Source organism: Glutamicibacter sp. JL.03c (assembly GCF_025854375.1).
GTDB lineage: Bacteria > Actinomycetota > Actinomycetes > Actinomycetales > Micrococcaceae > Glutamicibacter.
Window position 1 is genome coordinate 3,109,298 of record NZ_CP107575.1, and the last position, 19,320, is coordinate 3,128,617.

The following is a 19,320-nucleotide window of genomic DNA, read 5'->3' on the forward strand; positions in this document are numbered from 1 at the left end:
TGAAAGGGCAGGTCATGACTCAGGAAACACACGCTTCAGACGACTACGAGGCACGGCTGGAAGCTGCTCACAGCAACCCGCTGATGGCGGCCGGACGCTGGGTGGTCGCGCTGGCGTCGGCAACTTTGGGCGATGGCGAGTTCGAAGCCAATGAACCCCAGGTCGTGGTCCATTCCCGCGCTGATGATTCGGTGATGCTGCGCATCACCACCTCCAGCTTGGAAGAGGCCGAACGCCTGATTGTGCAGATCCGCGAGGACCTCGAGAACCTGAGCACCGAGGAGTTCCGCGCCGAATGGGAACCGGCAGCAGACCGGGAACGCTAAGAATCCGGCACGGTTAGTGTTCGACGAGGATTCCGTCGATATCCGCGTAGACCATGGCACCGGGGCGTACCTTTACGTCGCCGATGCTCAGCACTTCATCCACGGCGCCATGCGAGCGCTTGACGGTTTTGCGTGGATTGCTTCCCAAGGCCTTGATGCCCAGTTCCAGTTCCGCCAAGGCCGCGCGGTCGCGCACGGCACCGTAGATGATCACTCCGGCCCAGCCGTTGGCTTCTGCGCTGGCAGCAATCATGTCGCCCATCAACGCGTAGCGCAGCGACCCTCCGCCATCGACAACCAGGACCGCGCCGTTACCCGGGAAGCTCAGGATCTCCTTGATCAGCCCGTTGTCTTCATGGCACTTCACGGTGCGTGCCGGGCCGTGGAAAGATAGCCGTCCGCCGAAGTCCTGGAATTGCGCCGAGATGGATTGCAGGGCTTCACCGTGCTGGTCGTACAGGTCTGCGGTGCTGATCGGATCCTGCTGCATGATGCTCCTTTGAATCTGCGATGGTCTTCCAGCACACAGCATATCCATGAGCGCCCGATCATGGGCGAACGATCCGTAATTTAGCCGATCACAAGTACCTGTCACTCGCCAAAAAGAACAATACGCTCATTGATTCCCCGTGCTGCCAGGTCGATTTCACAAACTCTAGAGCTCCAGCTCCTTGTGGTAGGCCGCGGCGTCCAGGGAACCCAAGCGTGAGTGGCGGCGCCCATAGCCAAGGTAGATGCCGGCGCCGACGATCATCCACAGCCCGAAGACCACCCAGGTGATTCCGGCCAGGTTGAACATCAAGAACAGGCAGGCGGCAATGCCCAGGATCGGTGTCACCGGATACAGCGGCACGCGGAAGGTGCGGGGAGTATCCGGCTGGGTCCTGCGCAGATACATCACCGAAACGCCGACCAGCGCGAAGGCGAACAGTGTGCCGATGCTGGTGGCCTCGGCCAACTGGCCCAAGGGAATCAACGATGCGGCAATGGCGACCAACAGGCCCGTGACGCAGGTGCCGATCACCGGGGTGTGCGTCTTGGGCGAGACCTTGGCGAAAAAGCGCGGAACCAGGCCATCGCGCCCCATGGACAGCAAGATGCGCGTCTGTCCGTACAGGGTGGTGAGCACCACCGAGACGATGGCGATGACCGAAGCCAGCGCGAAGGCCAGCACCAGCCAGCGCTGCCCGGTGATCTCCGCGACGATCTGCACCAGGGCCGCCTCGGAATCGGCGAACCAGTCCCACTCGCGGGCGCCAATCGCGGCCACCGCCACCAGCACGTAGATCGCCGTGACCAGGAGCATCGCGATCATGATGGCGCGTGGCAGGTCCTTCTGCGGGTTCTTCGCTTCCTCCCCGGCCGTGGAGGCCGCATCAAAACCGATGTAGGAGAAGAAGACCATCGAGGCGGCCCCGGTGACCCCGGCTGCGCCCATCGGCAGCAGCGGGGCGAAGTTCCCGGCGTCAAAGGCGGTGAAGGCAACGATCACGAAGAAGACCAGGATCGCGATCTTCACCAGCACCATGATGGTATTGGCCATCGCGGATTCCCGGGCGCCGCGCACCAGCAGCGCGGTGGCCAGCACCACCACGAGCAACGCCGGAAGATTGATCACCCCGCCATCGGCCGGCCCGCCGGCCAGGGACTCGGGCAGCGAGAGCCCGAAGATCTGCAGGGTCTGGTTGACGTAGGCCCCGGCGCCGACGGCCACCGCGGCGGCGGACACCGCGTATTCCAAGACCAGGCACCAGCCGCAGATCCAGGCCACCCCTTCGCCCAGGGTGGCGTAGGAATAGGAGTAGCTGGATCCGGAGACCGGCACCATGCCAGCCATTTCGGCGTAGGATACCGCGGAGAGCAGCGCAGTGATCCCGGCCAGCACGAAGGCAATCCAGATGGCAGGACCGGCGACCGGAACCGCTGAACCGAGGATGACCAGAATGCCGGTGCCCAGGGTGGCGCCCACCGAGATCATCACCAGCTGCATCACGCCCAGCGAGCGCTTCAGCGACCCGAGCCCGGCGTTGCTGGCCGCGTCCTTGGCCATCGCGTTGATGGATTTGCGTCGGCGCAGCTGCTGGCCCAGCGGGGTGGAGCCTGGCGTCGGGGTGGTGCTGGTACTACTCACGGGGAATCCTTGATGCGTGTTGTCGCCAACAAGAACGCGCCAGGACTATCGATAAGGGACAGTCCCGGCGCGCTATTGCGTGGTTATTCTTTATGCTCAGTCTTCAAACTTCTTGTCCGGATTGGCTGAGGACCGATTCACTCCGGTCCCCTTGCCCAGGTCTGGATCATTTTCCTTGCCTGCCATGGTCATCACCGAGATGATCAGCAGGCAGGCGATGAAGGTAATGCCGAAGCAGGCCAGTCCGATATCGAATCGGAGGGGATTCTGGGATCCGCCGGTGGAACTGATCAGGCCGACGACTCCTGCAATGATCGCCAAGATCAGCGAGAAACTCAGTGGGCCCTTGATCGACTGGCTCCACGGCTGCTTCTTCTTGTTGTTTCCCACCAGGACCTCCGTTTCTACTTTTCCTGCAGACTTCAAGACTAGTTGTTTTCTTGCTCCGGCGTATCAGCCGCAGGCGCGGCTTCCGCCTTCATTTCGTGGCGATGGCCGAATCCGGCAATCAGCTCGAAGACCGCAAGGACAATGGTTCCGCCGCCAATCAGCCCGAAGAGCGCGTGCGCGTCCATGCCGCCACTGAAGCACAGGGCAATGGCCAAGATCACGCCGACCGCACCGGTAATCAACTGGTTCCTGAACGGCGGGAAGGCTTCTCGCAGCTTGGCGAAAACATACAGCTCGGCAATGCCGCTCACCAGGAAAGCGAAGGCCGCGATGTACCCGATCCAGGCCACCGAGGTGACAAAGATGGTGGCGATGCCGGCCAGCAGCATCAACCCTGCCCCGGCCGCGTAGGCGCCACGGGACTTCTCCGGGGCACTGCCCACCGTCACGTATTGCCACATGAATACGCCGGTGACGACGAGGAAGCCGGCCGTCGAATAGGCCAGCGCCTTCTCGTCAGCTCCAATCCAGAAAATGGAGAGCAGCGCGTAGGCCAGGGCGGTCAGTCCACGCAGGAAGACCGGGCGGAAAACTTCTTGGGCTTGGGTGGGGGTGGTTTTTGGTGCAGGCACAATTTCTATTCTACCGTGCATAGAACTAACCGCCAGTTCAGCAAGCGCCCCATGCGTTCGGCGGCTACGGTCCCTGATGCTTCGTCGTCCGACCGGGCCGGGAATTCCTGCGGGCTCGTGATGCCGCGTAGAGCAGGTAAACCAGGGCCATGAGCAGGAAGGCCACACCTGCCAGCAGCTCGTGGGCCGCGAGATTCCACAGCCCGACCGCCGCCACAAGAACCGCCAGCGATATCAAGGTGGCCCGTGATGCCGAGGTCTTCCACATGCCGCTACGCTCCTGTCTGGGCGCTGGGGCGAACCCACGCCGTGTCCTGGCAAGCATGCCGCCTGCGGATCGATGACTCACCGAGGTCCTTGATCGAGGCGGCGCCCATCAGCTGCATGGCCACTTCCACTTCCTTGGCCAGCAATTCGATCGCTCGGGTGACTCCCTCTTGCCCTCCGGCCATCAGCCCATAGAGGTAGGCCCGGCCAATCAGCACGAAGTCGGCCCCCGCGCAGAGCGAGGCGACGATGTCCGCCCCGGACATGATGCCCGAATCCAGGATGATCTCCAGTCCCTCGCCGACTTCGGCGCGCACCTCGGCCAGCGCCTCAAAGGCGACCGGGGCGCGGTCCAGCTGGCGGCCACCATGATTGGAGACCACCAGGCCGTCGGCGCCGGCGGCTGCGGCCTTGGCCGCATCCTCGGCGGTGAGCACGCCCTTGACGAAGAGCTTCCCCTTCCACAAGGCGCGGATCCATTTCAGGTCATCGAAGTCCAAGGAGGAGTCGAACATGGAATTGATGATGGTGGGCAAGTCCGCCGAGGAGTCGGACAGCGAGGCGAACTTCAGCGAATCGGTAGTCAGGAAGTTGAACCACCATTCCGGGCGATACGACGCGTCCACGAGGGTCTTCAGTGTCAGTTCCGGGGGAATCGTCATGCCATTGCGCGTATCACGGTGGCGCTGGCCGGCAACGGGGGTATCCACGGTGACCAGCAAGGTGTCGAAACCTGCCGCGGCGGCCCGCTGGAGAAGGGCCTTGGACTTCTCCCGGTCCTTCCACAGGTACAGCTGGAACCAGTTGCGGCCCTCGGGCGCGGCGGCCGCGACCTCTTCAATTGAGCGCGTGCCCATGGTAGAGAGGCTGAAGGGGATCCCCGCCTGCTGTGCCGCCCGCGATCCTGCGATCTCGCCTTCGGACTGCATGAAGCGGGTGAAGCCCGTGGGGGCGATGCCAAAGGGGAGCCTGGACGGCGCCCCGGCAATGGTGGTGGCCATGTCCGACTGGGCCGTTCCATGCAGTATCCGCGGAATCAGCTCGACCGAGTCGAAGACCTGGCGGGCCCGCCGGGCGGTGATCTCCCGGCCCGCGGCCCCGTCCACATAGTCGAAGGCCGCGGCGGGCGTGCGCCGCTTGGCGATGGCCCGCAGGTCCCAGATGTCAGCGGCGGCCTTCAGCCGGGCAGCACGGCGCTTGAACGTCGGGGCCCTGAATCTGATGAGGCTGGCCAGTTCGGCAGGGTTCGGCCTGCGGCGTTCCAGATGTCCCATGGGCAACCTCGCTCCTTCGATGGGGCTCCGGGCATCGCGCACTGGGCCGGCCCGCAACGGTCAGTGCTTCCAGCCTAGTGGTTGGTGGCCTGTGTGCCGGGTTCCGGGTCCCAGATGACGTTCGGTGATTTTGCGGCTGCACGTGGCAAGCCACGGGCACTGCGCAAGCGCCCCGCTCAGGCCGGCGGCCACAGGCCGATGACCAGGGCCATGGCCAGGATGGTGAGCGCCTCATTGAGCAGGGTGTAGCCCGTCGCCGCGAACTTCCGCGGATCAAAGGCATCATGCACCACAATGCGGGCCGCGGTGAGCCCGGCGAAGAGGATGATCGAACCGATCATGGCGTTGCCGAAGAACGATCCCCCATAGAACGAGAACGACAGCCAGGCCGCCCCGGCGAGCACCCACGCGGTCAGGAAGCTGCCGGCCAGCGGCACCGCGTAGATCCAGGGCGAGCCGCCCTCGACGGTGCGCTCATCATGCCCCACCGCGCGCATCCACGCGGTGCCCAACACCTTGGGGTGGTAGAAGACAAAGCCAACAATCATGCTCGCAACGGTGGCCGCGATAACGGCGAGGTAATTGATCTCTGGGAGCTGCATACCGCAGAGTATAGCCCCGCATGCCGCCGATACACTATGGGTAGACCGCCCGCCGTCCCCAGGAGTCCTCCCATGCAGCACAGCCCGGTGGCCTATGCCTGGCCCACGTTGCCGGTGCAGGTCCCATGGAAGTGCAATCTGGATTATTCCATCGTGGTCTGGGTGCATCAGGGCACCGCGCAAGTCCATCTCGAGGATGAAGTGATCGAGTTGCAGCGGGGCCAAGCGCTGTGGATTCCGCGCCGCCGGGCGCACATGGTCGAACATGCTGCCGACAGCCTGGCGGTGGCCATCTTGATACCGGCCCGGCACACCCGGCGGGCCGGGGATGCGCTACGGCGAATCGAAGTCCCGCCCGGGCACACGGGGTGGATGTTCTACTTCATGCTGCTCACCTTGTCCCCGCTGCATCGCGGGCAGGTGCCCATCGCTCGCATCGTGGATCATGTGGAGCATTTCCTGGTTGACCGGTTTCGTGTTCCGGCCACCCTCGCCCCTGCCGTCCAGCGCCCTGCCTTGGCCAGGGTCCAAACATTGCTGGGGCAGGACCCGACACGCACCCTCGACGAGCTGGCGGCACTTGTTGGCCTCTCGCCGCGCACACTGCGCCGCCACCTGAGCGCCGCATACGGCGTGGGCTACCGGGAGGTCCGTCGCCGGATCGCCGTGGGCAACCCGCCAGCTGGCGATGGAGGGCGCTGGCGTCCAGTCCCAGCGCTGTCCACCCGGTGGATGCGCTTTCCCCATCAGCGCTATGCGGTGTGGGCTTATCAGGGCCGGGGCACCATCAGCCTGGCCGAGCCTGGGGAGGCCGGGACTCGCGTCCATAGCCAGCGCATGGAGGCTGGCGAACTGCTGATCATCCCGGATGGGTTTTCTGTGCGACTGGCTATCGACTCCGGCGCACTGTTCTTCCCGTTGAGCATGCCGCTGTCGCCGGAGGATCACTGCACCACGTTGCGCCTGCCGCTGCGCGTGCCGGCACAGTACGAACCGCTGCTGCTGCGTGAAGCAATTGCACACATCACCGCCCTGCGTCCGCCCCACTTCGAGCGGCGCGCCGTCTTCCGATTGCTTGAAACCCTGGGTGGCTTCCCCGGCTTGCGCTGGCCTGAACGCGACGATTTGAGCGCTATTGCGCAGCAGCTGACCCGCGACTTGGCAGCACGGGGGCAGCTGGCCGACCTGGCCGCCACGCACGGAATGAGCCTGCGCCAATTGCAACGCGCCTGGCGTGATGCCGCCGGCGATTCACCCGCCGGATGGTGGAGGGCCTATCGCCTGCAGCGTGCTGAGGGGATGCTGGCCGCCGGCCTCCCGCTGGCCTTTGTCGCCCGCTGCGTGGGCTATGAACATGTCTCGAACTTTTCCCGCGCCTTGCACCGAGCCCGCGGACTGAGACCCGGTGCTGTACGTCCGCATCCGGATTCCGGACAGCGAAATATCATTTAACGACAACTTTGCTGTGGGGGGCACCGCGGTTTCTGCGCGCCGGAAGCACGGAATTTGCCCGGCGAAGCCGCAATCCGGTGTATGGGGAACCTAACTTGCTAACGATATTGTTCTGTCTCGTTATTACTCGCCCCTTGCCCCGCGGAACCACTCAGGATCCACCACGGGCACGACGCCTAAGGAGAGCCTCCAGGTGCGTTTCAACCTTCGAACGATTGCTTCGAGCGCGGTAGCCGCGGCCCTGATGCTGGGCCTCGGGGCCTGCACCGCCAGCAGCTCCGCGACAACCGCCCCCAGCCAAACCCAGTCCCCGGCCGCTGCGCAGGGACAATGGCCACGCACCATCACCGATGAAAAAGGTTCGGTGACCCTCGAGGAGCAGCCCCAGCGCATCGTGAACACCGCGATGTCCGCCACCGGTTCCCTGCTGGCCATCGATGCTCCGGTGGTGGCCACGACCATCACCACCCCAGGTCCCGAAGCCGATTCCCATGGCTTCTTCACCCAGTGGGGTGAAGCGGCCACCGCCGCCAACGTGCAGCCTCTGTACAAGATCGGCAACTTCGATCTGGAATCGATCATCGCCCAGGACCCGGACCTGATTGTGGTCTCGACATCCGGTGCCGACTCGGTGATGGACCACTACGACCAGCTCAAGGAGATCGCCCCCACCATCGTGGTGAACTACTCCAACAAGGACTGGCCAGAACTGACCCGCCAACTGGCTGAGGCCACCGGGCACGAGGCTGAAGCCGAGAAGATCATCTCTGAATTCGACGAACGCGCAGCACAGGTCAAGGAAAAGCTGGCAATTCCTGCTGGCACCACGGCCTCCATCGTGTCCTACAACAAGGGCTCAGCATCCCCGGTGGGCAAGACCACCGGTCCGCACTCCCGGCTGATCTCGGCCCTGGGATTTGACGTCGTCGAGCCCCCGGAAGAGTACAACACCAACCCGCAGAAGCGTGATGACTTCGTCTTCACCTCCTACGAGGGCCTGGCCAAGTCGGCCACCGGCGATGCGACCTTCCTGATTGCGGCCACCGAGGACACCGCCAAGAGCTTCCTTGCGGATCCCACCTTGGCCAACTTGCCTTCGGTCAAGAGCAAGAATGTCTTCCCGCTGGCCAACTCCTTCCGCCTGGACTACTACTCATCCAACCAGATCCTGGACTACTTCGAGAACGACTTCCCTTCCTTGGCAAAGTAAGGCCACGTGTTCCAACCGCGCCCCACACCCGGACGCCGCGCACCACTGCTGTGGTGGGCGGCGGCCTTGGCCATGCTCTGCATCCTGATCGCCTGTTCCTTTGCTGTCGGCTCCGCGTCCATCGGGCTGCGCGAATCATTGCGTGCCATCACCGACTTCGACCCCTCCAATACCGAGCATCTGCTCGTGCATGAGCTGCGCATTCCCCGTACCTTCCTGGCCATGCTGGTCGGCGCGGGACTGGGGCTGTCCGGAGCGCTCATGCAATCGCTCACTCGCAATCCGTTGGCCGAGCCGGGGTTGCTCGGCGTCAATTCAGGAGCCGCCTTTGCGGTGGCCATCGCGATCACCCTCGGAGTGATCCAGCCGGCGGTGCTGATGCTCTTTGCCTTTATCGGCGCCGGTGCCAGCGCCATCGCCGTCTTTGTGCTCGGCCAGCGCAGCACCCGGGGAAATGACCTCTCCCGCATGGTCCTGGCCGGAGCCGGACTCTCGGTCATGCTCGCGGCGGCCACCACCATCTTGATCATCGGCGGAACTTCGCAAAACCAAACCAAATACGCTTCCTGGGCCACCGGTTCACTGCAGGGACGCGGCTACGATGTCCTGCCGGCCACTCTGGTCGTGATCCTGATAGGTTCAGTGCTGGCCCTGGGCATGTCGCGCACCCTTGATGCACTGTCCTTGGGCGAGGATTCGGCCAAGGCCCTGGGCATCAGCACGCAGCGCGCCTGGGCTCTCGGGCTGCTGGGCATAGTCCTGCTCTCCGGAGCCGCCACCGCGGCGGCCGGACCCATCAGCTTTATCGGCCTGGCCGCCCCGCACGCCGCGCGCATGTTGGTAGGAGCCGGCCATCAACGACTGCTTCCCTTGTCCATGGCCCTGGGAGCACTCGCATTGCTCATTGCCGATATCCTCGGCCGAATACTCGTCAGGCCCGATGAAGTCGGTGCCGGGGCCATGAGTGCGCTGATCGGCGCACCACTGTTCATCCTCCTGGCCCGACGCATGCTCAAGGCAGGCAGCTAATGGCACGAAGCCGCTACACGAAAGCTCGCCAACATGCGGTAATGATCACCCTGGGGGTGCTCTTGTGCGTCTTGGCCATCGTGGCGCTGGGCACCGGAACCATCAGGCTCTCGCCTCCAGAGGTCCTGCACGCCCTGACCGGACGCGGCAGCCAACGGGATCTGCTGGTCATTGGCTCCATCCGCGCACCGCGCGTGCTGACCGCGATCGGCGTGGGCGCTGCCCTGGGCGCGGCCGGAGCGAGTTTCCAATCCATCGCCCGCAACCCGTTGGGCAGCCCCGATATCATCGGCTTCACCACCGGGGCCGCCACCGGCGCGGTGGCGCAGATCGTCGTGTTCAATGCCGGTGCCCTGGCCACGGCGGGTGCGGCGATGGCCTGCGGGCTGCTCACCGCGGGGCTGGTCTACTTGCTGTCCTACGCCGGAGCGCGTACCGGGGGCCAGCGCCTGGTCATCGTCGGCATCGGGGTCAGCGCCATGCTCTCGGCTGCCAATACGCTGCTCCTGGCCAAGGGAGACGCAGAGCTGGCGGCCCAGGCCAACCTCTGGCTCACCGGTTCACTGGGCGGACGCAGCTGGTCCGATGCGCTGCTGGTCCTGCTGGCCCTGGCTTTCCTCCTGCCGGTGCTGCTGTGGCATTCCACCGGGATGACCCTGCTGGAAATGGGCGACGACGCTGCGCGCGCCCTGGGCGTGGGGGCCGAAACCGTGCGCCGCGTAACCATCTTCACCGCGGTCTGCCTCAGTGCCGCGGCCACCGCGGCCGCCGGACCGGTAGCCTTCGTCGCCTTGGCTTCGGGAGCGATTATTCGCCAGTTGATCGGTTCGCGCAACGTACCCATTGTGCCCGCGGCGCTCACCGGCGCCGTCTTGCTGCTCGGCTGTGACGTGGCGCTGCAGCAGCTGCCCATGCAGTGGCAAATGCCCATCGGCATGGCCACTGCACTCGGCGGCGGCCTCTACCTGCTCTTCCTGCTGACCCGGGCTCCTGCACGGCGCTAGCAATCCCCAATATTCATTACCCCGAGAGGAGTCTTCCCTGTGAGTGCCCATACCTTGATCGTCGAAGAAATTCTGGACTACACCCCGCGGATGCGCCGAGTCGTCTTCCACGGGAAGGGCGTACGCGACTATGCCGCCGACGGGCCAGCTGTCCCCAATATCAAGATCTACTTCCCCCGTCCCGGGCAAGAATTGGATTTCCCCCAGCGTGATGCCAGTACCGGCCGGTGGGCCTTTGCCGGAGACCAGCGCTCGCGGGTGAGGACCTACACGGTTCGCTGGCTTGATGCCGAAACCTCGCGGATGGCCATCGACTTCGTCCGCCACGGCGACGAAGGACTGGCCAGCGCATGGGTGGAGAGGATCAGTGCGGGAAGCAGGCTCGGCGCTTTTGGCGGCGGCGGACGGGTGCTCAAGCCCGGGGGCACAGCTCTGATGTTCGGCGATGAAACTGCGCTGCCGGCGATCAGCGACACCCTTGAGCAGATGCCAGAGAACCAGGAAGGCGAGGTGTTCATCGAGGTGGCCGACGCCCAGGAGATCCACGAGCTGCGCGCGCCGGCAGGAATGCGCATCACCTGGCTATCGCGTGCCGGCGCCCCAGCGGGCAGTACCCATCACCTGATTAACGCCATGGAAAGCTATCAGGTAGCACATCCGCAGCAGATCCACCTGTGGGTGTCGGCCGAATCCGAGGTGGTCCGTTTTGCCCGCTCCTGGGCCGCACAGGCCGAAATACCCAAGGCGAACCGCCTGATTATCGGCTATTGGCATCGGACCCTCGATGAGGTGTCCTATGCCCATGATTCGGACCATGACCGCGTCGCCGATGAGATGGCCTACGAACGCCCCGGCCATGAAGAACATGCGCACTAGGCCCGGCACCGCACCGGGGTCCCTGCGCCATTATGGCTACCTGCGTGACACTCGGTCAGCAGGAGAACTAGGCGCATGGAAGCACGCGCTGCGCAACGGCGAGCTGCACACCCCGGTCTTTGAAGCAACGGCAGATCCTGCCCTGGTGTATGCCCATTTCCTGTTGGCTGATGATGGGCAGCCTGCACCGCTGACCGCAGCAATCTTGTCCGCCAATGCGCTGGTGGATCACCGTGATCTCGACGCCAGCGAATTTGAGAAAATCGCGGAAGGCTTGTGGGCTGTGACCTTGCAGGTTCCCGCCGATTGGCGGGCTGGCTACCGCATCACCACGCACCGTGGCGCCGGTCTGCCTGCATGGCGCCTCGCGACCGAACGCCGGCCTATCCGGCTGGCCGCCGATGCCGGAGGAATTGATGAACTCAACCAGTTGGTGGGGGCAAGCATGAATGGCGCCCCGTTGTCCTTGGCCTATGCCCCTGCCAGCCGGATTCCGGGCTCGCTGGCGACTGCGACGCCGGACTGGCACCGCCCTGGTCCTGCGGTCGGGGGCTGGGGAGAGCCGGGACAAGGACCTGGAATCAAGCACCCCCGGCTGCATCATCACGAACTTTATGATGAAAATTGCCAGCGTCCCCGAGATCTGTGGATGTACGTGCCGACCCAGGCGGACGGGCCGACGCCACTGGCCATTGTGCACGACGGTGCCACCTACGCCCGGTTCCTTGCGGCCGCTCAATCGCTGGATGCGGCCATTGCCTCCGGAGAGCTTGCCCCGCTGCATGTGCTGTTCATCGACAGCACCACCGTCCAGATCCGGGGCGAGGAACTCCCCGTGCTCGGGGGAACTACCAGGTCGATTGCGGAGCAGTTCCTGCCGTGGGCACGAAGCCGCTACCGGATCTCGCTACGCCGCGACGACGTGCTAATTAATGGTGCTTCCTTTGGTGGTCTTGCGGCCCTGTTGATGCTCTGCCGCTACCCTGATCTGGTGGGTTGCGCGCTCGCCCAGTCTCCTTCCCTCTGGCATACCGACCTCACCGAGAGCATCACGGCGCTGCCGGAACACAGCACGGTGCTGATCCAGGCTGGCTGTTATGAAACGGATATCCATGAAGGGTGTCTGCGCCTGATTGAACACCTCCGCGAATTTCCGCCGGCAGGCCAAGTGGACTTCGAGTCGCTGAGCGGCGGGCATGACTGGTCATGGTGGAATCCGGAGCTGCTCTACGGATTAGCCAGATTCTTCCCCGGACCGGCTCATACTGGCGGGTCGATGTAGCGGCAGTTGGCTGCGCTGCACTTGTTCGCCGCTCCCAGGGCGGCCGCAGCGCCGCCCTGCAGGGCGATCCGTTCATCAGCAGGGTGTGTGGCCCGATTCAGCTCATGCAATGCCGCCGTGATTGTGGCGAGGTGATGGCAGCCCCCTGGCTAGTGCCCTAGGCGCATCCACGCGGTGCCGCGCGCCCGCACCCACAAGGTGATGCCGCGGGAGGCCATGAATCCCAGCGCAAAGGCGACCCAGATCCACCAGATGGCCGAGCGCGGATCGCTGGTGAAGGCCAAGACCGCCCAGAGCATCGGGGCGTAGACGAGCAGGTTCACCACGCCGGCCAGGCCCAGGTAGCGGGCATCCCCGGCGCCGATCAGGACCCCATCGAGCACGAAGACCAGTCCGCACAGCGGCTGGGACAAGGCCAGCACCCACAGTCCCACCGTGGTCAGCTCGCGGATCTGCTCATCGGGGGTGAACATCATCGGGAAAACCCATGACGTGGCAAGCAGCAGCAGGCCGGTAGCCACCCCGAACCAGATCCCCCAGCGGCTCATGACGCCGGTGAGCTTGCGGACCCGCACCGCATCCCCGCGCCCCAGCTCCTGGCCAATCATCGCCTGGGCCGCAATGGCCAGCGCATCCAGCGCAAAAGCCAGGAAGCTGAAGATGGTGAAGACCAGTTGGTGTGCTGCCAGGGTCTGGGTTCCGGAGCTGGTGGCGACGAAGACAGTCAACAGCAAGGCCGCGCGCATGGTCAGGTTGCGCAGCATCAGCCAGGAGCCGACCTGCCCGGTGGAAATGAAACCGGCCCAGCTGGGCGCCAGCGGGATACCTTGCTGGCGAATCCGAGGCAAGAGCATCCACAGGTAGACCGCTGCCATGATCCACTGGGCGATGGATGTGCCCAGGGCGGCACCGGCCACGGACATGTTTGCCCCGTAGACCAGGGCGAAGTTCAGGACGATATTCAAGCCGAAACCGGCGGTGGCAACCACCAGCGGGGTCTTGGTATCCTGCATTCCGCGCAAGACGCCGGTGGCAGCCAATACCAGCAGCATCGCGGTCAGCCCCGGCAGCGAATAGTGGATGTAGTCCACCGCAAAATCCATGGCCGGCCCCACAGAACCCATGGCCTGCACCAGGGGCCTGGCGGTGAGGTATCCCAGCACTGAGAGCACCACGCCTAGGACCACCGCGAACCACATGCCATCGCGTCCGGCGGCCATCGCCTGCCCGGGACGCCCCGCACCGATCGCGCGCGCCACCGCAGGGGTGGTGGCATAGGCCAGGAAGATCATCAGCCCCACCGCGGTCTGCAGGACCGTGGTGCCCAGGGCAGCACCGGCCAATTCATCCACGCCAAGATGGCCGACGATGGCCGAATCAGCGAGCAGGAAGAGCGGCTCGGCGATCAGCGCGCCCAGGGCAGGAACTGCCAGGGCCAGGATCTGCCGGGAAATGTTCTTCGGGGAATCGGTGGGGGTTGAGGAACTCACGCACACCACTCTACGAAGCGCCGCGCCCTTTCACCATTTAATATCGCTGGGCGAGATGCCTCAGGCAGATGCCGTCTACCGGATGGAGTGGAAACGCACTAGGTTGGAAGCAACCCAAGAGGCCGTGGGGACGCGGCCAGAAAGAGCAGCCGAGCCCATGAGCCAAGAGCACCTCGATCAGTGGCAGTGCGCAGGATGCGCCGTGGAGTTCCCTCCGGGCCCGCAGCCTGAGGGGCTGTGCCCGATCTGCGCCGACGAGCGCCAATACCTTCCCGGAGGCACCCAACGCTGGATTCGGACCGGTGATCTGGTGGCGGGCGGCCACGAGCTGACCCTCACGGAACTTGAACCCGGGCTGACGGCCATCGCGTCCCCGGAAATCGGCATCGGGCAAAGCGCCTTGCTGGTTCAGACCACCGGCGGCAATCTGCTCTTCGATGTTCCGGGGCTGATCACCGAGCAGATCATCGCCTGGCTGCAGTCCTGTGGCGGGTTGGCCGGGATCGTTGCCAGCCATCCGCACATGTACGGGGTGCAGCAGCAGTACAGCCAGGCATTTGGCGGCGTCCCGATCTACGTGGCACAGGCGGATGCCCAGTGGGTCCAGTATTCATCTTCGGCGGTCAAGCTCTGGCAGGATGCCTTTGAAGTCCTGCCCGGCATCACGCTGAAGCAATTGGGCGGGCACTTCCCGGGCAGCACCGTCGCCTGCTGGCAGGCCGGCGCCGATGGGCGTGGTGTGCTCTTGGCTGGAGATGCCGTCTTCCCGGTGGCTGATGGCAACGTGACTTTTCTGCGCAGCTACCCCAACCGGATTCCGCTTTCGGCGCCGGTGGTCCGCCGCATGGCCAAGAGCTTGGAAGAGCTCGAATTTGACCGCCTCTACAACAACTTCGCCAGTTGCGTCCGCTCGGATGCGCAGCGGATTGTCCAGTTTTCCGCGGATCGCTACGCCCGCTGGGTGTCGGGAGAATTCGATCATCTGACCTGATCTGACGGGGAACTTGGATATTCCCCTTGAGGAATATCTAGTCTTTGCCTAATGACGGATCGCGCTTGGAAAGGAACGAGGCCAAGACCATCGCCACCGCCTGCAGCGCGACCACCGAGAGCACGACGCTGCCCCACCCGTAGTGCATGAATGGGATGCCGATGAGCCAGCCCAGCACCGAGGATCCGACGTAGTACAACAGGTTGTAGAGGCTCGAGGCCTGCGCTCGCGCGCCTGAGGCGAGCACCGGAACCCAGCCGCTGGCCACCGCATGGGCCGCGAAGAAGCCCGCGGTGAAGACCAGCAGCCCGGCAACAATGACGATGAGATGGCCCGCAAGGGTCAAGGCCAGCCCCGCGGCGCTGCACACGATGCTCAGGCGCAGCGTATTGCGGCGCCCAATTCTGGCCACCACCTTCCCGCTGGCCACCGAGGTGTAGGTTCCCGACAGATACGCCAAGAACACCAGGGCCGCAAGGGATGATGGGATGAGATAGGGAGGCGCTTCCAGCCGGAACGCCAGATAGTTGTAGACCGCGACGAAACCGCCCATGAGCAAGAAGCCCTGGGCATAGACCAGGATCATCTTCCCGCGCAGCGCTTGGCCGAACTTCGCGGCGATCGCCTTGAGGTTCTGGTCCCGAATGGGCGCGAAGCCTTGGGCCGCGGGAGCTTTGAACAAGAAGAACAGCGTGGCCAGTCCGGCCATGATGCTCACCGCGGCGATCCCCCACCGCCACCCCGCGGGCTCTCCGACGAAACTGGCCACCAGACGTCCAGCCAGCCCGCCCAAGGTGGTTCCCGAGATGTAGGTGCCGCTGGCTACGGCCACGGCCCTGGGGCTGACCTCATCCACGAGGAATGCCAGGGCAGATCCGGGCACCCCGGCCAGGGCAATGCCTTCAAAGAACCGGATGACGACGAGCGACTCGAATGTCGGCGACTGGGTGCTGAGCAGTCCCAGCAGTACCGAGGCGACCAGCGCCGCACAAATGACCCTGCGCCGGCCAATCCGATCCGAGATAATGGCCCATGGCGTCACCGCAAGGGCCAGCCCCAAGGTCGCCGAAGAGACCGCCAGCGCGGCTTGGGACGAAGTGATCTGGAAGTAGCTGGAGATCACTGGCAGCAACCCCTGCACGGCATAGAGCTGCGAGAAGGTGGCTACGCCGCTGGCGAAGAGCGCCAGCAGCATGCCCCTATAGGCAGGGGTGCGTGGTTCATGTCCTGCGAACGGCACCGGTTTAGACTCCTGCAGGAAGTAGCGGATAGAGCAGGTAGACCACTAGGAGCGCGACGGTATTATTCAGCACGTGCAGCAGGTAGGAGTAGGCCATCGACTTGCCGCTGAGAATGTAGGCCAGGCCCATGGAGATGCCGAGCATGAAATAGGGCACCACTTCAAGCCATGAGCCCACGCCGGCCCCGACGAAGTGAATGCCAGCGAACAGGACGGTGGAAATCAGCAGGCAGAGCCAGACATTGAGTTTGCGTGAAAGCTTGCCGATGAGCAGGTGGCGGAAGAAGTATTCTTCGACAAACGGGCCGAAGAGCGCGGTCACCACCAGCATGACCGGCAGTGGCACCGAGGTGGCCATGTCCTCCAGGGCCGCCTGGTTCTCGCTGGTGACCACCTGCCCGGTCAAACCCGCGATCACTGCATTGGCCATGATGGTCAGCAGCCACCCACCGGGCAGCATCAGCCATTTGGCCCACGGGTGGTAGCGCATGGTCTTGAAGGATTCGAAGAACTGCGCTCCGCACTGGATCATCGCCAGGATGAAAAAGCTGACGTACAAGATGAGGTTGATGCCGAACAGCGCCTGGTCCTGGGTGGGGAAGGCTGACATGTAACCCGGGATCAACGCAATCAGGCCAGCGGCGCCCCCGATGAAGAAGATGACGTAGGCAATGGCGGTGAACACGTCGCCTTTGCTGAACTTTCCGGCATTGAATACCCGCTGCCGAGGCCTTACCGCCATGTACTGAACTGGGTGCTCTGGCCATTGTTGCATGGTACAAGCCTAATGGCCTGAGCTGTGGAAATCCCTCAACAGTGAGCGAGCAGACGTAGATCACCGTCGCGGCAGGGAGCATGCACGGCAAAGCCCGGATGCCATCAGTGATGCCATCCGGGCCCGGAAACTGCCTGGGTGCAACGGGAAATTCGGAGCCTAGTTGCGGTCGAAACCTTCCCGCGCCTTGTCGGCAAAGGCCGGGAAGAGCAACTTGTAGGTGAGTCCGGCAATGGCCGCGCCGATGACCGGAGCGAGGATGAATAGCCATACCTGACCCAAGGCTTCGGCACCGGCGAACCAGGCGACACCCAGCGAACGAGCCGGGTTCACCGACGTATTGGTGATCGGGATCGAGACCAGGTGGATCAGGGTCAGCGACAGGCCGATGGCAATCGGCGCAAAACCCTTGGGCGCACGTTCATCGGTGGATCCCAGGATCACGTAGAGGAAGATCGCCGTGAGGACGATTTCGGCAACCAGTGCGGCGGCGAGCGAATAGCCATCCGGGGAGCGGTCGCCATAGCCGTTGGAGGCGAATCCCGATTCAACGGCATTGAAGCCTTCCTTGCCCGAGGCAATCCACAGCAGCACAGCACCAGCGGCGGAGGCGGCCACCACCTGGGTGACGATGTATGGCCCGACGTCCTTCCAGGGGGTGCGTCCGGCAAATGCGGTCCCCAAGGTCACCGCCGGGTTGAAGTGCCCACCGGAAATATGGCCAACGGCGAAGGCCATGACCAGAACGGTCAAGCCGAAGGCCAGGGATACACCGACAAATCCGATGCCCATGTTGATGGTGTGATCCGCGATGACTTTTGCCGCGAAGATGGCCGAACCACAGCCACCGAAGACCAGCACGAAAGTGCCCAAGAATTCTGCCGAAAGTTTTGCGCCCGCAGTAGGCACGGATGTATCTGACATGCTTCCCTTTTCCTTTCCTCGATGAAAAATGCGAGTTCACGGCCAGCTTATGTTGGCTGAAGGGAAAAAGAATAGGGATTTAATCATTTATTTACTTTCTGGCGAGCACCATTTTCTGGCTAAGTAATCCCGTTTCATCTTTCGTGGGATTCCCCAGCAAGGCTTTCTTGGTTGCAGGCTGGCGCTGCGAAGCCCCGCTTGGATGACCGGAACCGCGCACCCTCCGGTGGACACCGTGGTCTCCCGGGGTGCCGGCACAGGGTGAAAATTCACCCCACGTCTCCGCTGGAATACTGCAAGCGAGGCGTTCGCTCGATGGCGCCGGCAATGAGGATCCCGACCAGCACGCCCAGCAGGTTGCCCATGGCGCAGTCCCACACCATTTGGGCCCCGATGCGCGGATTGGCCAATTGAAGCATGAGCAGGATCAGCGGCGTGAAGAAGCTCAGCGCCAGACCGTAGTTGCGCACCATATAGGCCTCGGTGGGGAAGATCAGCCCGATGATGCAGCAGCCGATGAAGAATTCGCTGGGTTCCATCAGCTGCAGGGCGAGCAGCACGCCGATGCCGGCCAGGGTCCCCATGATGCGATGGGTGCCGCGCTTGATCATTCCCCGGGCATTGCCAGCAGCCAAGGGCACAGCGGCGCCGGCCATGGTCCACTGCAGGTGTTCCACCTGCAACCCGATGCCAATGCTTCCGGCCGCGGCGATGACGACCAGATAGGTGCCGGCTCTGCGCAGGATATTCGGCCACGGCAAGGCCTGTGTTTGGATTCCGTGTTCGGCAGCGGGTCCAAAGCGTGCCATTTGCCCGAGCAGGATGCTGAAGAGAGCGGTGGCGACGAAGGCGATCAGTCCGTCGAGGGCCAGGGTTTCGCCGACCGGCAGCGTGCCCAGTGCCCCGAAGGCGAAAAGTGGAAAGAACGCGCCACCGGGTTTCAGGCCGTGGCGGTCGGCAACCATCGAGCTGAGCACCGCGCAAAGAATGCCACCGGCCAGCAGGGACCACCCGCGCAATCCGACCGGCGCGAGCGCAATTCCGCAGATTCCCGCGCAGAGCATCAACCCCGCTCCGAGCAGCTGGTTCTTGAACCGTTGCCACCGGTGCGGGTCGCGACCGTACATCCCGACGACAGAACCAAAGACGGCATAGGCCAGCAAGTCGATGCGGTCGGTGAGCAGCAGTGCCGTACCCGGTATGCCCAGACCGATGCCCACGCGCAGGGCCGGACGGATTTCCGGGCTATGGGCCACCACCAGCAGCCGCCAGGAGACCAGCGAGTCCACCCTCGACCTGAGTCGTGGCACAAGGCCCTGAGCCGTTGGGGGCGTTGTGTGCATTACACGGATTCCTCAACGGCATTGACGTTCTTTGCACCCATTGGAAACTCCTCGCACGTGTGGACATGTCCGGGCTTCCTGC

Annotated in this window: 20 protein-coding genes; 8 read left to right on the plus strand and 12 right to left on the minus strand. The window is 63.9% G+C overall.

Translation table 11 applies throughout. The features are described 5' to 3' along the window. Positions 1–14: 14 nt before the first annotated feature. A complete protein-coding gene (locus tag OF385_RS14420) occupies positions 15–326 on the plus strand; it encodes a hypothetical protein (RefSeq protein ID WP_264276000.1) in 312 nt (103 codons plus the stop codon). Positions 327–339: 13 nt separating this feature from the next. On the opposite strand, the gene rraA is transcribed toward OF385_RS14420, so the two are convergent. From rraA to OF385_RS14455, 7 genes are all read right to left on the minus strand, one after another. Then, on the minus strand, positions 340–816 hold the full coding sequence (rraA, locus tag OF385_RS14425) for a ribonuclease E activity regulator RraA (RefSeq protein WP_264276001.1): 477 nt from the start codon (positions 814–816) through the stop codon (positions 340–342). A gap of 165 nt (positions 817–981) precedes the next feature. Continuing rightward, entirely contained in the window at positions 982–2,457 is a 1,476-nt protein-coding gene (locus OF385_RS14430) for an amino acid permease (protein ID WP_413468026.1), read from the minus strand. A gap of 96 nt (positions 2,458–2,553) precedes the next feature. Then, positions 2,554–2,847, minus strand: a complete 294-nt coding sequence (locus tag OF385_RS14435) for a hypothetical protein (protein WP_264276002.1) — start codon at positions 2,845–2,847, stop codon at positions 2,554–2,556. Between the two features lie 38 nt (positions 2,848–2,885). Continuing rightward, positions 2,886–3,479: an HdeD family acid-resistance protein gene (locus OF385_RS14440; RefSeq protein ID WP_264276003.1), complete on the minus strand. Its 594-nt coding sequence runs from the start codon at positions 3,477–3,479 to the stop codon at positions 2,886–2,888. Between the two features lie 64 nt (positions 3,480–3,543). After that, positions 3,544–3,747 (minus strand): hypothetical protein, encoded by a 204-nt coding sequence (locus OF385_RS14445; protein WP_264276004.1) that lies wholly within the window; start codon positions 3,745–3,747, stop codon positions 3,544–3,546. A 4-nt stretch (positions 3,748–3,751) separates the two neighbouring features. After that, a complete protein-coding gene (locus OF385_RS14450) occupies positions 3,752–5,020 on the minus strand; it encodes an alpha-hydroxy acid oxidase (RefSeq protein ID WP_264276005.1) in 1,269 nt (422 codons plus the stop codon). Between the two features lie 176 nt (positions 5,021–5,196). Continuing rightward, entirely contained in the window at positions 5,197–5,622 is a 426-nt protein-coding gene (locus OF385_RS14455; protein WP_264276006.1) for a DUF1761 domain-containing protein, read from the minus strand. 1,203 nt (positions 5,623–6,825) lie between these two features. Here OF385_RS14455 and OF385_RS16760 point away from each other — a divergent pair. From OF385_RS16760 to OF385_RS14485, 6 genes are all read left to right on the plus strand, one after another. After that, a complete protein-coding gene (locus tag OF385_RS16760) occupies positions 6,826–7,074 on the plus strand; it encodes a helix-turn-helix domain-containing protein (protein WP_413468164.1) in 249 nt (82 codons plus the stop codon). A gap of 193 nt (positions 7,075–7,267) precedes the next feature. Further along, on the plus strand, positions 7,268–8,284 hold the full coding sequence (gene fepB / locus OF385_RS14465; RefSeq protein ID WP_264276008.1) for a Fe2+-enterobactin ABC transporter substrate-binding protein: 1,017 nt from the start codon (positions 7,268–7,270) through the stop codon (positions 8,282–8,284). 6 nt (positions 8,285–8,290) lie between these two features. Continuing rightward, positions 8,291–9,313 (plus strand): FecCD family ABC transporter permease, encoded by a 1,023-nt coding sequence (locus tag OF385_RS14470; RefSeq protein WP_264276009.1) that lies wholly within the window; start codon positions 8,291–8,293, stop codon positions 9,311–9,313. Positions 9,314–9,354: 41 nt separating this feature from the next. Next, complete coding sequence (locus OF385_RS14475) at positions 9,355–10,317, plus strand: FecCD family ABC transporter permease (RefSeq protein WP_264276010.1); 963 nt, start codon at positions 9,355–9,357, stop codon at positions 10,315–10,317. Between the two features lie 39 nt (positions 10,318–10,356). Next, a complete protein-coding gene (locus tag OF385_RS14480) occupies positions 10,357–11,193 on the plus strand; it encodes a siderophore-interacting protein (protein ID WP_264276011.1) in 837 nt (278 codons plus the stop codon). Continuing rightward, positions 11,183–12,475 (plus strand): alpha/beta hydrolase-fold protein, encoded by a 1,293-nt coding sequence (locus OF385_RS14485; protein WP_264276012.1) that lies wholly within the window; start codon positions 11,183–11,185, stop codon positions 12,473–12,475. Before OF385_RS14480 ends, OF385_RS14485 begins: the two co-directional genes overlap by 11 nt. 149 nt (positions 12,476–12,624) lie before the next feature. Here OF385_RS14485 and OF385_RS14490 read toward each other — a convergent pair whose 3' ends face one another. Continuing rightward, entirely contained in the window at positions 12,625–13,965 is a 1,341-nt protein-coding gene (locus tag OF385_RS14490; protein WP_264276013.1) for an MATE family efflux transporter, read from the minus strand. 157 nt (positions 13,966–14,122) lie between these two features. On the opposite strand from OF385_RS14490, the gene OF385_RS14495 reads away from it, so the two are divergent. Then, positions 14,123–14,956, plus strand: a complete 834-nt coding sequence (locus tag OF385_RS14495; RefSeq protein WP_264276014.1) for an MBL fold metallo-hydrolase — start codon at positions 14,123–14,125, stop codon at positions 14,954–14,956. 37 nt (positions 14,957–14,993) lie between these two features. Here OF385_RS14495 and OF385_RS14500 read toward each other — a convergent pair whose 3' ends face one another. The 4 genes from OF385_RS14500 to OF385_RS14515 form a co-directional block, all read right to left on the minus strand. After that, entirely contained in the window at positions 14,994–16,196 is a 1,203-nt protein-coding gene (locus tag OF385_RS14500) for an MFS transporter (RefSeq protein WP_264276015.1), read from the minus strand. A gap of 4 nt (positions 16,197–16,200) precedes the next feature. Beyond that, complete coding sequence (locus OF385_RS14505; protein WP_264276016.1) at positions 16,201–16,971, minus strand: CPBP family intramembrane glutamic endopeptidase; 771 nt, start codon at positions 16,969–16,971, stop codon at positions 16,201–16,203. Between the two features lie 159 nt (positions 16,972–17,130). Further along, positions 17,131–17,895: an aquaporin Z gene (aqpZ, locus tag OF385_RS14510; protein WP_264276017.1), complete on the minus strand. Its 765-nt coding sequence runs from the start codon at positions 17,893–17,895 to the stop codon at positions 17,131–17,133. 269 nt (positions 17,896–18,164) lie between these two features. After that, positions 18,165–19,238, minus strand: coding sequence for an FUSC family protein (locus tag OF385_RS14515; protein ID WP_264276018.1), 1,074 nt, complete (start codon positions 19,236–19,238; stop codon positions 18,165–18,167). Positions 19,239–19,320: the final 82 nt, after the last annotated feature.

Excerpts from the sequence above, each read along its gene's own strand:
- OF385_RS14420 (WP_264276000.1), top strand. The coding sequence starts at position 15 with ATGACTCAGGAAACACACGCTTCAGACGACTACGAGGCACGGCTGGAA.
- rraA (WP_264276001.1), bottom strand. The coding sequence starts at position 816 with ATGCAGCAGGATCCGATCAGCACCGCAGACCTGTACGACCAGCACGGT.
- OF385_RS14445 (WP_264276004.1), bottom strand. The coding sequence starts at position 3,747 with ATGTGGAAGACCTCGGCATCACGGGCCACCTTGATATCGCTGGCGGTT.
- OF385_RS14450 (WP_264276005.1), bottom strand. The coding sequence starts at position 5,020 with ATGGGACATCTGGAACGCCGCAGGCCGAACCCTGCCGAACTGGCCAGC.
- OF385_RS14455 (WP_264276006.1), bottom strand. The coding sequence starts at position 5,622 with ATGCAGCTCCCAGAGATCAATTACCTCGCCGTTATCGCGGCCACCGTT.
- OF385_RS16760 (WP_413468164.1), top strand. The coding sequence starts at position 6,826 with ATGAGCCTGCGCCAATTGCAACGCGCCTGGCGTGATGCCGCCGGCGAT.
- OF385_RS14475 (WP_264276010.1), top strand. The coding sequence starts at position 9,355 with ATGATCACCCTGGGGGTGCTCTTGTGCGTCTTGGCCATCGTGGCGCTG.
- OF385_RS14485 (WP_264276012.1), top strand. The coding sequence starts at position 11,183 with ATGCGCACTAGGCCCGGCACCGCACCGGGGTCCCTGCGCCATTATGGC.
- OF385_RS14495 (WP_264276014.1), top strand. The coding sequence starts at position 14,123 with ATGAGCCAAGAGCACCTCGATCAGTGGCAGTGCGCAGGATGCGCCGTG.
- OF385_RS14505 (WP_264276016.1), bottom strand. The coding sequence starts at position 16,971 with ATGCAACAATGGCCAGAGCACCCAGTTCAGTACATGGCGGTAAGGCCT.
- aqpZ (WP_264276017.1), bottom strand. The coding sequence starts at position 17,895 with ATGTCAGATACATCCGTGCCTACTGCGGGCGCAAAACTTTCGGCAGAA.
- OF385_RS14515 (WP_264276018.1), bottom strand. The coding sequence starts at position 19,238 with ATGCACACAACGCCCCCAACGGCTCAGGGCCTTGTGCCACGACTCAGG.